This is a genomic window from Salisaeta longa DSM 21114, assembly GCF_000419585.1.
Taxonomy (GTDB): Bacteria; Bacteroidota; Rhodothermia; order Rhodothermales; family Salinibacteraceae; genus Salisaeta; species Salisaeta longa.
Genome location: NZ_ATTH01000001.1, coordinates 2,205,253 through 2,219,361, shown reverse-complemented (window position 1 = coordinate 2,219,361; position 14,109 = coordinate 2,205,253). Strand labels below are relative to the sequence as shown.

Here is a 14,109-nt window from a genome sequence, read left to right as displayed (position 1 = left end):
TGGGGGCTTAGCGGCGCGTCACCCCGTGGCGCTGACGATACAGCTCGTACAGGCGCTCGATGCCGGCCGGGTCGCCAATAATGGTGATGCGATCGCCGGCATGCAACACGGTGTCGCCGCGCGGCACCATGATGGCGCCGTTGCGGCGCACGAGGGCCACAAGCGTGCTCGCGGGAATGTTGAGATCCGCCACCCGCTGATCGATGAAGTCGGCCGCCGCGCTCTCGGCCACCAGGTGCAGCGACAGGTACCGCTCGTGGTGCAGCAGCGTCTCCTTGGCCTGCTGCTCGTTGGTGGCCTCGCGCCACTCCGTCATGAAGGAGGCATCCTCAATCCGGTGGACGAGCGCGGCCTGCGTGCGCAGGTGCAGGCTCTGGTCCTCGCGCGGGCTCACCAGGAAAAACAGGGCATAGGCGGTGGCGGTGCGGCCTGCGGTGCCGCTGATGCCCTCACCCGGGGCCTGCGCATCGTCGAGCGACACCTCAACGCCGCCGGCGCAGTGAATCATCACCAGCTCCTCGCGCTCCAGGTTTGGAAGGAGCGCGTACGGCAGCACCGCCTGGTGCGAGACGCTGACGCTGCTGTAAGGCGACCCCTCCAAAAAGTAGCGGCTAATCGCTTCAGGCGTCGCGTCGATGCGTTCGCTCAGGCGCTCAGCGGCCGCCGCGACGGCGTCTGCGTACGTGTGGGGCGCCGGCCGAAAGAGCACATCGGCGCGGGCCACGAGCCGGTCGAACGAGTCGACCTCCGTCGATCCTTTCTCTTCCAAGATGCCCTGCAGCTCGGTATCGAGGTCGTCGTGGCGGTACCGGCCCAGGCGCGCAAACAGATGGTAGATCGCGCCTTCGCGCGTGACGTGGAGGCGAGCGTAGTAAAAGTACCACCCGATGCCCACAATCACCAGGAAGGCGGTGAACAAGATCGACAGGTTGCCCATCTCGGCAATGAGCAGCAGCGAAAACACGATGCCCGCGATCTGCATCCACGGATACAGCGGCGAGCGGTAGCCCGGCGCATACGACGGCAGCTGGCTTTCGCGCATGATGATGACGGCGAAATTAACGAGCGCAAAGAGCAGCAGCTGAAACGCACTCGCCAGTTTGGCCACGCCTTCCTCCGAGAACCCAAAGATGATGGCCAGCATGAGGGCAGACGTCACCAAAATGGCCAGTGTGGGCGTCCCGAAGCGCCCCAGGGTGGCAAACCGGGGCGACACCAGGCGGTCGCGGGCCATGGCCAACGGGTAGCGGGAGGCCGAGAGAATGCCCGCGTTGCCGGTGGAGGCAAACGCGGCAATGGCTGCCACCACGATGAGGATGAGACCGGCGGGCTCCGGGAGCCAGTTCAGAAACACCTCGCCCGAAGTGGCCACCGGCGTGAGGTCTTCGCGCAGCGCCTGCGGATCGAGCACGGCCACCATGATGAACGTACCCACGACGTAGATGAACGTGGCGGTAAGCAGCGACAGCCCCATGCCCAGCGGAATGTTGCGGTCGGGGTTTTGCACCTCCTCGGCCACGCTGGCGACCTTGGTGAGGCCGGCGTACGATACAAACACCAGCCCAATGGTGCTCGCGAAGCCGGTGGGCCCAAACGGGAGGAACGGCGTCAGTTGCTTGCCGATGGCCGCGGGTTCCATGCCGGCGACGGTCATGAGGCCCTGCACCACGTAAAACACCAGCACGGAAACGAGCACCGTCACCAAGATGCGCTGCAGCCCGCTGGTCTCCTTCGCGCCCACAATGTTGAGCACGGCAAAAGCCACGGTGAGCGCAGCGGCAAGCGGCTTGATGGGAAGCTCGACAAACAGCGCCAGGTAGGCCCCCATGCCGATGAGCGCGAACGCACTTTTGAAGGCGAGGGCCAGCCAGGTGCCCAGCCCGCCAACGGTTCCGGCGAGCGGCCCCAGGCTGCGATCCAAAAAGTAGTACGCGCCGCCGGCCTTCGGCATTGCGGTGGTCAGCTCGGCAATGCTAAACATGGGCGGCAAGATGAGCAGCCCCGCCACGAGATAGGCAAGGATGATAGACGGTCCGGTTTCAGCAGAGGCGATGCCCGGCAGCAAGAAAAATCCCGAGCTAAACATGGCCCCTGTACTGATCGCGTACACGTCGAACAGGGTTAGATTTTTGTCGAGCGCTTCGGTTGTCTTCGGCATGCGAAAGGCAATCGAGGGTTGTTAGGGCGGCCGGAAAAGGCCGTTGCGGGAACGACAGGCGCGCTGGCCTGCCAAGAATTTCTGTTTTGTGCGTCAGAGGCCCGTCCTACGCGGGCCGTAAGACGAGGTGACGCGCTGCGTATGGGATTGACAGAGATGTTGCGTTCGGCCGGTACGATGCGCTGCCACGGCGGGATCAGTCTGCAGGCTCGGTGTTGCTAAGCACCGGCAGGGCCCGGTTTGGGTAGTCGGTGATGAGCCCATCGACGCCCAGGCCGATGAGGCGGCGCATGCGGTCGGGGTCGTTCACGGTCCACGGGATGAGCTGCATGCCGCGTTCGTGCACGGCCTCCACCAAGGCAGCGTCCACCAGCGTATGCTCCGGGCTGTAGATGGCCGGCGTAAAGCCGAGGGCCGCCAGCTGCTCGGGAAGGGTGTCGGGCCCCCACCCGTCGGCCACAAGAAGGGCGAGGCGAATCGGCCAGTCCCGGCGGTGGGCCACCTGCAGCGTGCGCACATCAAACGACTGCAGCGTGCTGCGCGCGGTGACGCCGGTGGCCTGCAGCACGTCGTACACCGCCTGCGCGAAGGTGTCGGGCGGCGGGTGCAGCTGGCCGTCGCCGCCCGGACGGCTCTTCGTCTCGATGTTGTAAAAGACGGCCGGCCGGTCGTGCGTGCGCGTGTAGGCCTCGGCCCGTTCAATCACGGTGCGCAGCAGCGGCTTGGGGGCGGACGTCAGTTGCTGCTCCGGAAACTCCGGGTTCGGGCGTTGCCCGCAGTCGAACTGGCGGATGCGGGCGTAGGGCATCTGGTACAGCACATGCTGCAGGGATTGCACGGGCGCGCCGTCGGGCGTTTGGCAGAAGGCGGGCGACATCCACGGGTCGTGCGAGACCACCACCCGGCCGTCTTGGCTGATCACCACGTCCATCTCCAGCGTGGTGACGCCCAGCGCCAGCGCCTTTTTAAACGCGGGCCACGTGTTTTCGGGGGCCAAGCCCCGCGCGCCGCGGTGGCCCTGCAGGTCAAATCCATCCGGCGTGCGCACAGTATCGGGCGGCGTAAGAAGCAGGAGCGCGAGGAGAGCAGCAAGCATGGAGGCATGCAAAAGATTAAGGCGAGGTCTCGGCCGGCAGCGACCGGCCGTTGGTGTTGGTGTACGACGGCAGCGAGTGCATCTCGAACACCGCTTGGTTCACGTTGGGCGCTGGGTCGGTGGAAGCTGGGCCGTCATGGTCCACAAGCGCCACAAAGCGGTCGTCGGGGCGCAGCGTAAACTGCTCGGCCTCCGAAACGATTTCGAGCGTGCCCGTGCTGCGCACCAAAAACAGCGGCGTGATGGTGTGGTCCTTGTATTCCTCCAGGATGTCGGAGAGCGTGTAGTACTCCTGCCGCTCATCGGTGGGGAAATCGTCCGAGAGCTTGAAGACCTTGAGCGTAGCGCCGTGCTTCACCTGCCGCTCGATGTCTTGGTACGTGGTGCGCTCGCCAAAGAGCGGCCGTCCGCGCAGGTGGCGGGGCAGCTCCTCGCCCTCCTCGGCATGTTTTTCGGTTTTGGCCGAGAGCTGGTAGATGTCGGTCGACTCGAACACCTCGGAGAAGTGAAGCGCCGCCAGGGCCGCCACCTCCTCGTTGGGAATGGTGATGAGCACGCGGCCCACGCCGCTGAGGTCCACGTCGTCGAGCACGGCCTCCGAGAGCGCATTGGCGCGCCGTGCGGTGAGGCCTTCCGCCTGCGACTCCTCCACATTGTCGGGGTTCGTGTCGATGAGCTTCACGTCGAAGCCCAGGTCTTGCACGAAGCGCGCCACCATGCGCACCCAGCGGTTGGCGCCCACAAAGAGCAAGCCCTGCGGGTTGGGGTCGGCCAGGTCGAGCCACCGCGCCAGCGGACCGGCCGTAAGCCCGTACGTGGCCACCGTACCTACAATCACGGCAAACACGACCGGCACGAGGGCGCCCACCTGCTGCGGGTAGATGGGTTCCAGCTTGAAGGCAAACAGCGAGGCCACCGCGGCGGCCACAATGCCACGCGGCGCAAGCCACGACAGAAATATCTTTTCGCCCCACTCCAGCGGCGTGCCAAAGGAGGAGATCCACACGGCCAGCGGGCGCACCACAAAGACGAGGAGCGCCAGAAAGAGGAGCACCGAGCCGTCAATGTATTGCAGCGCGCTCATCTCCAGGCGGGCGCTCAGCAGGATGAACAGCGAGCCGATGAGCAGCACCTGCAGGTTTTCCTTGAACTCGACGATGCGCTGCACCGACACGTACGGCTGGTTGGCCAGTGCGATGCCCATGATGGTGGTGGCCAGCAGCCCCGATTCCTCCTGCAAGACGTTGGACGTGACGAACGCCGCCGCCACGATCATGAGCGTCATGGGGTTGCGCAGGAAGTCGGGCACGAGGCGGCGCTGCAGGATCACCACAAGCAGCGCAGTGGCCGCGATGCTCACGCCCAACGCCACAAATACCGCGAGTCCCAGGCCAATGGCTACGTGCTCGGCCGCCGCCGCCACGTTGGTCGCGTGCTGCGTGGGGGTTTCGAGCAACAGGAGCGTTTCGAGCACAAGCACGGCCAGGATGGCGCCCACCGGGTCGATGGTGATGCCCTCCCACTTGGCCACCGTGCTCACGCGCCCCTTCGGGCGGATGTGCCGCAGCAGCGGAATGACCACCGTAGGCCCGGTGACCGTCAGAATGGCGCCCACAAGAATCGCGAGGCTCCACCCAAAATCCAAGAGGTAAAAGGCGCCCAGCGTGCCCAAGGCCCACGTAACGAGGACGCCCACCGTAATGAGGTTGCGCACGGTAGACCCCACCTCGCGCAGCTCCGAGAGGCGCAGGCTGAGGCCGCCTTCGAACAGGATGATGCCAATGGAGAGCGACACAAACGCAAACAGCCAGTCTTGCTGAAGTGCCGTGGGGCTCAGGATTTGCAGCACGGGGCCCGCCAAAAATCCGGCCAGCAACAGTAATAAAATGGACGGCAGCCGAAAGCGCCAAGCCAGCCACTGCGCGCCAACGCCCAGGACGATGACCGTGGTAATATCCAATAGTATCGATTCGGGCACAAAGGCATGAATGGTATGAACAGGGTTTGCTTGGTCGCTCATACCAGCCCTATGGCAGCGGGATCCGAAGGTGTGAAATCGGATGTGAGGTCTGCTGAAATCTGAGTAGAGGTTGCGCGCGGGGCATGGAAGCGCTTGCAGTTTGGCGCGTGCTCCCGTTTTATGACGGTATATCCATCTGTTTTGTGCACTCGGCCCCTTGTGCCTCTATGACCCCTTCGGCCCCTGCAACCACTCAGAACGGCTCTGCGCACGGCTTCTTTGCGCAGGTCAACCGCATGTTCGATGCCGCTGCTGCCCACACCGATCATCTTGAGGGCATCCTTCACCAGATTCGGGCGTGCGACGGCATTGTGCGCTTCGAGTTTCCGATAAAGCGCGACGATGGCAGCATTGATGTGGTGCAGGCGTACCGCGCCGAGCACAGCCATCACAAGAAACCGACGAAGGGCGGCATCCGCTACGCCCCCAATGTAAACGTGGACGAGGTGATGGCCCTCGCGGCGCTCATGAGTTACAAGTGCGCCATTGTCGACGTACCGTTTGGCGGCGCCAAGGGCGGGGTGTGCATCGACGCGCGCCAGTACTCGGCCGCCGAGCTGGAGCGCATCACCCGGCGCTACACGTTCGAGTTGATCCGCAAGAACTTTATTGGGCCGGGCGTGGATGTGCCGGCGCCCGACTACGGCACCGGGTCGCGCGAGATGGCGTGGATCATGGACACCTACAACCAGATGACGGACGACGACCTCAACGGCCTGGCGTCGGTCACGGGCAAGCCGGTGGGGCAGGGCGGCGTGCGTGGCCGTACCGAGGCCACGGGACGCGGCGTGTACTATGGCGTGCGCGAGGCGTGCAGCTACGCACGCGACATGGAGCGCATGGGCCTCGATGCCGGCATGGCCGGTAAAACGGTTGTCATTCAGGGGCTGGGCAATGTGGGCTACCACACGGCGCGCATCATGCAAGACGAGGGCGACGCCGTTATCGTGGGCATCGCCGAGATTGAAGGCGCCATCTATGACCCCGACGGGTTGGATGTAGACGCGGTGGTGGAGCACCGCCGCACCACCGGATCGATCCTCGACTTCCCCGGCGCCCGCAACATCGCGGAGTCGGCCAAGGCGCTGGAGCTGCCGTGCGATGTGCTCGTTCCGGCGGCACTAGAGGGCGTAATTACAGAGGAGAACGCGTCAAATATTCAGGCCAAAATTATTGGCGAGGCGGCCAACGGACCGGTGACGGCCCAGGCCGATCAGATGCTGCGCGAGCGCGGCGTGCTTCTCATTCCCGATGTGTACCTGAACGCGGGCGGCGTGACGGTCTCGTACTTCGAGTGGCTCCGCAACCTCTCGCACGTGCGCCATGGCCGCATGAGCCGGCGCTTCGAGGAGCGAAATGCCGAGCGCATCCTGCGGGCCGTTGACGAGCTGACGGCTGAGCACTTCGACAACGAACTGCTCGACAGCCTCATCGAGCGGATCGGGTTTGGCGCGAGCGAACAAGACCTCGTCAACTCCGGCCTCGAAGACACGATGGCGTTTGCCTACGACGAGATCCGCATCATCCGCGAGGAGAAGGGCGTGGACATGCGGACGGCCGCCTTCATTAGCGCGATCAACAAGATTGCCAAGTCGTACGCCGATATGGGCATTTTCCCGTGATCGACGGCTTCTTTTTGCGGACACGAAAGAGGGGCGGTGCCGGTGTGGCATCGCCCCTTTCGTTGTGTTGTCGGTGGTATGCAACGCCCGCTAGGGAAGCACACGCTGGGCGGCATCCTCGTAGCGCGCACGGTTCTGGGCCACCACCACGGCGAGCTCTAGCGCGCTGCGCATGCTGCCGGGCAGCGCCATGCCCTTGCCGGCGATGCCGTAGGCCGTGCCATGATCGGGCGAGGTGCGCACAATGGGCAGGCCCGCCGTGTAGTTGACGCCGCGGTCGAACGCAAGCGCCTTAAACGGCACCAGCCCCTGGTCGTGGTACATGGCCAGCACCGCGTCGTAGCCTTCGTCAAGCTGCGTGGCAAAGTAGCCATCGGCCGGCAGCGGGCCCTCCACGTCGAATCCTTCGCCGCGGGCGCGCGCCAGCGCCGGACCGATGATCTGCTCCTCCTCGCGGCCCAACACGCCCCCGTCGCCCGCGTGCGGATTGAGGCCCAGCACCGCAATGCGCGGCGCCTCAATGCCAAAGTCGACGGTGAGCGAGCGCTCCAACACGCGGAGCTTCTGCAAGATGGCCTCCTGCGTAATGCCGGCTGCAATCTGGCTGACGGGGATGTGGCCCGTGACGAGGCCCACGCGCAAGCCCCCGGCCACCATCATCATGGTGGGTTGGGCCGTGCCGGTGCGTTCGGCGATAAACTCGGTGTGCCCCGGCGCGGTGTGCCCGGCCTGGGCAATGGCGTCCTTCGAGATGGGCGCGGTGACCATCGCATCGAGCGCGCCGCTCGTGCAGGCATCCACAGCACGCGCCACAGCCTCCATCGCCAGGGCACCGCCTGCCGCCGTGACGGCGCCAAACGAGACCGTGGGCGTCTCCTCGCCCACGCGCAGCACCGTGATGCCGTCCGATGGAACCGTTTCCGGCACCTCATCCACCACGTGGATGGTGAGGTCGGAGTACCCCAGCGTGTCGGCGTGCACCCGCAGCACGTGCGGCGAGCCAATCACCAGGGGCAGCATGGGCGGCAGTTCGGGCTCATGCAGGCACTTTAAGATGACCTCCGGCCCGATGCCGTTGGGGTCGCCCAGGGTGATGCCAACGCGGGGGGCATTGCCGCGGGAACGATCGGGCGAGGGGCGCTGAAACGTGGGGCGATGAATAGCCATAAGCAGCGGAGTTCATAAAACAGAACAGAGCAGCGGCGCATGCATCAGTCGGCATGCGTCGTCACATATTCACGCAAAAAGTCGACCAACAGCCGCACGCCAAAGCCCGTGCCGCCGGCCGGGCGATAGTCCTTCTTTTGTTGTAGAAAAGCCGTGCCGGCAATGTCAAGATGAAGCCAGGGGCTGGGGGCAAAGTGTTCCAGAAATTTCCCGGCCGTGATGCTGCCCGCCGCCCGGCCGCCCACATTTTTAAGGTCGGCTACGTCGCTCTCCAGCAGCGTGCCGTAGCGGTCGTACATGGGCAGCGGATGCACGCGCTCGCCGGTGCGCTCGCCGGCGCGCTGCATGGCAAAGAGGCGCTCGGCTGCGGCGTCATCTTCGGCGGTCATGAGGGCCGCGGCTTCGTGGCCCAGCGCCACCACCGCGGCGCCGGTGAGCGTGGCCAGGTCAATGGCAAGCGTCGGGTTGTAGCGCTTGGCATAGGAGAGGGCGTCGGCGAGGCAGAGGCGGCCCTCGGCGTCGGTGTTGAGGACCTCGACGGTGGTGCCGTCGTGCATGTGTACCACATCGCCCGGCACGTAGGCGTTATAGCCCGGCCGGTTGTCGGTGGCCGGAATCAGTCCGATGACGTGCAGCGGCACCTCTAGCGCGGCCAGCGCCTCAAACGTGCCCATCACGGCCGCGGCGCCGGCCATGTCGCACTTCATCATGTCCATCGAGTCCTTGGTGGGCTTTAGCGAAAGGCCGCCGGTGTCAAACATCACGCCCTTGCCCACCAGCACGATGGGGCGCCGGTTCACGGCGTCATCGGGCGTGTGCGTGAGAATGTTGAAGGTGGGCGGCGCGTGGCTGCCGCGATTCACGGCCAGCAGCCCGCCCATCCCCTCGCTTTCGATGGCCGACTGGTCGAGCACGGCTACGTCGTAGCCATGGGTGGCGCCGGATTCCTGCAGGGCCTCGGAGAACGCGGGCGCCGATTTTTCGTGGGGCGAGCGATTCACCCAGTCGCGCGCGGTGCAGGCGGCCTGTGCCGCGATGCGTCCGGCGCGCAACCCGCGATCGATGGCCGTGCCGTCGGTATCATCGCTGGGGAAGACGTGCAGCGTGCCGGGCACGGCGGGCGCGTCGTCCGTCTTGTAGCGGCGAAAGCGGTAGCCGCCCAGCACGGCGCCGGTCGCAAGGGCCTCGGCGATGCGCGCGGTGGGCAGGTCAACGTCGGGCCACAGCAGGCCCAGGGTATCGGCCGGGGCCTCGCGTGCTGCGGACACGCCGGCGGCCGCGGCAATACGCAGGGCTTCGGCATCCACCTCGGCCGCCGGGCCGCACGACACCACCACGGCGCGCCCGCCCAACAGCGCATCGGGGTACAGGGTGCGCGTGGCGCCCGCGTCGTCCTTGAGGTCGCGCACGGCCGCGGAGAGTCCGTCCCCCAGCACGTCCGTCAGGGCGTCCACCAAGGGCGGTGCGGGTGCGGCCACAAGCGGGACAATGAGTACGTCGGGGGTCGCCGCGAGCGGCGCGTCGGTGGAGCGGGTAATGGTCATGAGGACAGCAGGGCGTGAGGGAACTGATGAGGCGTCATCGTGCAGGCGTTACGCGTCTTCGTGCTGCGCATCCATCAGCGTGCGCAGGTAATCTTCATCTTCGGCCGAGAGCATGTTGTGCGTGGCCGCCTCGGGAGCAAGGTCGAGGAAGCGCGGCGCGGCGTCAAGCACGTGGTCGACGACCTCTTTCAAGGACGGACGGCGCACGTAGGCCCCGGCGGCATTTTTGTGGCCGCCGCCGTCGAAGCTGCGGGCCCATTCGTCTACGCGGGTGCCGGCTTCTGAGCGGAAGCTGATCTTCGCGCCGTCGTTCACTTCGCTAAAGAGCAGCGCGGCGCGCACGCCGTCAATGGAAAGCAGGTAGTTGACGAAGCCGTCCTTGTCGTTCCAGCTTGCGCCCGCGTCGTCGACCATGCGCTGCGTGAGGATGGAGTACGCCACCTGGCCGTCGTAGCGCAGCCGGATACGATTGAGCATGAGGCCCAACAGCCGAAGCGCGGGCATCGACTTGCGGTCGTAGATCTGCTCGTGGATGGGCGCCGGCTGAATGCTGCCGCGCTCCAGCACATCGGCAATGATGCGGTGGATGCGCGGCGTGACGCTCGTGAACCGAAACGAGCCGGTGTCGGTCATGATGGCGGTGTACAGCGCCGTGGCAATGGTGGCGTCGATGCGGTCGGCATCGTACGCCGCAATGATGTCGTAAATCATCTCGCCGGTGGCGGCCGCCTCGCTACGCACGTACGACACGGTGAACCACGTGTCGGGCGCCTGGTGGTGGTCGATGAGCACCGTATCGGCCGCGCCGGCCTCCACGATGGGGCCGAGCCGTCCGAGGCGATCGGCGTCGTTGGCGTCCACCACAAACACGACGTCGGCGTCGTTGAGCGCCTCGTGGTAAGCCACCGACCCGTCAAAGGTCTCCACGGCGTCAATGCCGGGCATCCACTCAAGATTGGGCGGCGGGTCGTCGCTGTTGAGGAGCGTCACCTCTTTCCCCAGGGCCTTCAGGAAGTGGCCCAGCGCAATCTGCGACCCGAGCGCGTCGCCATCCGGTCGAATGTGGGTGACAACGAAGAAGCGTTCGTTGTCGCGAATGAGAGAGCAAATGCGGTCGAGCATGCGCAGCGCGCGAGTCAGTGCAAGAGGATATAGCATATACCTAACGGAAGGTGAGGCACGGGGTTCAGCGCTGCGCCCGATTTGCACACGCGGCGCACACCCGCAACGCACCCGCAACGCCTGGGGCGCGGCCCGCGCAACGGGAAACGTCGGGCCGCAGGGCGGGTGTAAATGTTCTGTCGTCCCTCCCTCGGTTGGCCTTTCTTTGGTTCATGAACGAACGCATCACCATCCGCGGCGCGCGCGAGCACAACCTCAAAAATGTTGACCTCGACATTCCGCGCAATCAGCTCGTCGTCATCACCGGGCTCTCGGGCTCGGGCAAATCGAGCCTCGCCTTCGATACGATCTACGCCGAGGGGCAGCGCCGCTACATGGAAAGCCTCAGCGCCTACGCCCGGCAGTTTTTGGAGATGATGGAGCGCCCCGATGTGGACTACATCGACGGCCTCTCGCCGGTCATCTCCATCGAGCAGAAAACGGTGAGCGGCAACCCGCGCTCTACCGTGGGCACCGTCACCGAGGTGTACGACTTTTTGCGGCTGCTGTATGCGCGGGCCGCGACGGCCTACTCGCACGAGACGGGCAACAAAATGCGCAAGCAGTCCGATGACGAAATCATTGACGGGCTGCTCGACTTTGCCGACGGCACCCGCCTCATGATTCTGGCGCCGGTGGTGCGCGGGCGGAAGGGGCACTACCGCGAGCTGTTCGAGCAGACGGCCAGCCAGGGGTTCGAGCAGTTTCGCGTGGATGGCACGCTGCGGCGCTACGAGGAGGGCATGAAGCTGGAGCGCTACGAGACGCACGATATTGAGGTGGTGGTGGACCGGGTGGTGGTGAAGGACGGCCTGCGGGCGCGCCTCAACCAGAGCGTGAGCACGGCCCTGGAGATGGGCGAGGGCACGCTGATTGCGCATGTAATGGACGGGCCGCGGGCGGGCGATCATCTGTTTAGCCGCCACCTCGTCGATCCGGAGACGGGCCTGTCGTACGATGAGCCCGCTCCCAACCTCTTCTCCTTCAACACGCCGTACGGTGCGTGCCCGGCGTGCGATGGCCTGGGCGTTGCCAACGAGATTGACCCCGCGCTCGTCATCCCCGATCCGTCAAAGTCCATTGCCGAGGGGGGCCTCGTACCGCTGGGCACGCCGCGCGACACGTGGATCTTTAGCCAGCTGGAAGCGGTGGCTGCGGCGTATGACTTCGACTTTGAGACGCCGCTGGGCACGCTCTCCGATGAGCAAATGGCGGTCATCTTGGAGGGCGCGGGCGAGGAGCAGTTCGACATCACGTACGGCTACAAGGGACGCGACGTGCGCTACACGCACCGCTACGGCGGGCTCTACCAGCACATCTGGCACACCTACGAGGAGACGAACTCTTCGAAGCAGCGGCGCTGGGCCGAGTCGTTTATGCGCAAGCTGCCGTGCCGGCGCTGCGGCGGGGGCCGCTTGAACAAGGTGGCGCTCAGCTACAAAGTGGGCGGCCAAACCATCGCGGACCTCGCGCAGATGGACCTGCAGCGCCTCCGCTCGTTCGTCGACGAGATGACGTTCGATACCGCGCGCCAGCGCACCATCGCGCGGCCGATCCTCAAAGAAGTGGCCGAGCGCCTCGACTTCCTCATTGGCGTGGGCGTGGGCTACCTGACGCTCGACCGCTCGGCGCGCACCCTCTCTGGCGGCGAGAGTCAGCGCATTCGCCTGGCGACGCAAGTGGGCACGCAGCTCACCGGCGTGCTGTACGTGCTCGATGAGCCCTCCATTGGCCTGCACCCGCGCGACAACACGCGGCTCATCCGCACGCTCAAGAACCTGCGCGACCTGGGCAACTCGGTGCTCGTGGTTGAGCACGACCGCGAAATGATTGAGGCCGCCGACTACGTCGTAGACCTTGGGCCGGGGGCGGGCGTGCACGGCGGCCACGTGCTTACGGCAGGCCCGCCCGAAGCCCTCACCGTACAGCCCGAGCGCAACGGCACCGCCGAAGCGTACGAGAGCGAGCACTACGACTTTAAGAGCCTCACCGCGGCGTACCTGCACAGCGATCGCGTCATTCCCCTGCCCGAAGCGCGCGCCGAGGGCACCGGCGAGGCGATTGTACTGAAAGGGGCCACGGGGCACAACCTGAAGGGCGACCCGCTGCGGCTGCCGCTCGGACAGTTTGTGTGCGTGACGGGCGTCAGCGGCTCCGGCAAGTCGACGCTCATCAACCAGACGCTGTACCCCATTCTGGCGCGGCACCACCACAACGCCAAGGCTGTGCCGTTGCCCTACGACGAGGTAGCGGGCATCGACGGCATCGACAAGGTCATCGAGATCGATCAGAAGCCCATTGGGCGCACGCCACGCTCCAATCCGGCCACCTACACCAAGCTCATGGACTACCTGCGCAACCTGTTTGCGGATGTGCCCGAGGCAAAAATTCGTGGGTACGACCGGGGGCGCTTCTCCTTTAACACCAAAGGCGGGCGGTGCGAGAAATGCGGCGGCACCGGCACCGTAACGCTGGAGATGAACTTCTTGCCGGATGTGGATGTGACGTGCGACGAATGCCACGGGCAGCGCTACAATCCCGAGACGCTGGAGGTGCGGTACAAGGGCAAGAACATTGCCGAGGTGCTGGACATGACCGTGGCCGAGGCGCTGCGCTTCTTCGAGAACGTGCCGCGCATCCATCGGGTGCTGAACACGCTGGAAGCGGTGGGGCTGGGCTACATCACCCTGGGGCAGCGCTCCACCACGCTGTCTGGCGGCGAGGCGCAGCGCGTAAAGCTGTCCAAAGAACTGTCGCGCCCCGGCACCGGCGACACGCTGTACATTTTGGACGAGCCCACCACCGGCATGCACTTCGAGGACATCCGCCACTTGCTGCGCGTGCTTCGGGCGCTGGTGGACAAGGGCAACACGGTGGTTGTCATTGAGCACAACATGGATGTGGTGAAGATGGCCGACCACATTGTCGACCTCGGGCCCGAGGGCGGTGCGGCCGGGGGGCGCATCTTGTTTGAGGGAACGCCCGAGGCCCTCGCGGCCGCCGATACATACACGTCGCGCTACGTGCGCGAGGAGCTGGAGCGGGCCGAGGCCGCATCGGCACGCCGCGCGGCGGCCGCCTAACGCCCGCAAGCAATTTCCGTTATGCAAGTGCGCGGGCCGCGCGGCGGCCCCGGGGCACCGCCCCCACCCGGGAGGCCCTGTGGATAGCTTGTGGATAACGTCGCGCGGATGCTGGTTCTGCGCCGCTAATCCCCGATCGGTTCGTGCACGGCAAATGACACGATCTTGATCAATAACGGAGTATCCCCCATGCCATTACGGGCAAAAAATAGGCCCTTGGGGCAAAAGCGGAATGTCCGTTATGCAGATAGCGCCGCA

General features: G+C 65.4%; 8 protein-coding genes. 2 read left to right on the top strand and 6 right to left on the bottom strand.

Features of this window, described 5'->3' with window-relative positions:
* Positions 1 to 7 precede the first annotated feature (7 nt).
* The 3 genes from SALLO_RS0109175 to SALLO_RS16335 form a co-directional block, all read right to left on the bottom strand.
* On the bottom strand, positions 8 to 2,158 hold the full coding sequence (locus SALLO_RS0109175; protein ID WP_022836012.1) for an amino acid permease: 2,151 nt from the start codon (positions 2,156 to 2,158) through the stop codon (positions 8 to 10).
* 196 nt (positions 2,159 to 2,354) lie between these two features.
* Positions 2,355 to 3,254 (bottom strand): glycerophosphodiester phosphodiesterase, encoded by a 900-nt coding sequence (locus SALLO_RS16340; RefSeq protein WP_022836011.1) that lies wholly within the window; start codon positions 3,252 to 3,254, stop codon positions 2,355 to 2,357.
* Positions 3,255 to 3,270: 16 nt separating this feature from the next.
* Positions 3,271 to 5,274: a cation:proton antiporter gene (locus SALLO_RS16335; protein ID WP_022836010.1), complete on the bottom strand. Its 2,004-nt coding sequence runs from the start codon at positions 5,272 to 5,274 to the stop codon at positions 3,271 to 3,273.
* 167 nt (positions 5,275 to 5,441) lie between these two features.
* Between SALLO_RS16335 and SALLO_RS0109160 the strand changes: the two genes are divergently transcribed.
* Positions 5,442 to 6,896 (top strand): Glu/Leu/Phe/Val family dehydrogenase, encoded by a 1,455-nt coding sequence (locus SALLO_RS0109160; protein ID WP_022836009.1) that lies wholly within the window; start codon positions 5,442 to 5,444, stop codon positions 6,894 to 6,896.
* A 90-nt stretch (positions 6,897 to 6,986) separates the two neighbouring features.
* On the opposite strand, the gene pdxA is transcribed toward SALLO_RS0109160, so the two are convergent.
* Genes pdxA through SALLO_RS0109145 form a run of 3 tightly spaced genes read right to left on the bottom strand, consistent with a single transcriptional unit; the run spans position 6,987 to position 10,765 of the window.
* Entirely contained in the window at positions 6,987 to 8,063 is a 1,077-nt protein-coding gene (gene pdxA / locus SALLO_RS0109155) for a 4-hydroxythreonine-4-phosphate dehydrogenase PdxA (RefSeq protein WP_022836008.1), read from the bottom strand.
* A 44-nt stretch (positions 8,064 to 8,107) separates the two neighbouring features.
* Positions 8,108 to 9,607 (bottom strand): leucyl aminopeptidase family protein, encoded by a 1,500-nt coding sequence (locus tag SALLO_RS0109150; RefSeq protein WP_022836007.1) that lies wholly within the window; start codon positions 9,605 to 9,607, stop codon positions 8,108 to 8,110.
* Between the two features lie 48 nt (positions 9,608 to 9,655).
* A complete protein-coding gene (locus tag SALLO_RS0109145; RefSeq protein WP_228702798.1) occupies positions 9,656 to 10,765 on the bottom strand; it encodes a DHH family phosphoesterase in 1,110 nt (369 codons plus the stop codon).
* Positions 10,766 to 10,941: 176 nt separating this feature from the next.
* Between SALLO_RS0109145 and uvrA the strand changes: the two genes are divergently transcribed.
* Positions 10,942 to 13,851 (top strand): excinuclease ABC subunit UvrA, encoded by a 2,910-nt coding sequence (gene uvrA / locus SALLO_RS16330; protein WP_040606194.1) that lies wholly within the window; start codon positions 10,942 to 10,944, stop codon positions 13,849 to 13,851.
* Positions 13,852 to 14,109 lie beyond the last annotated feature (258 nt).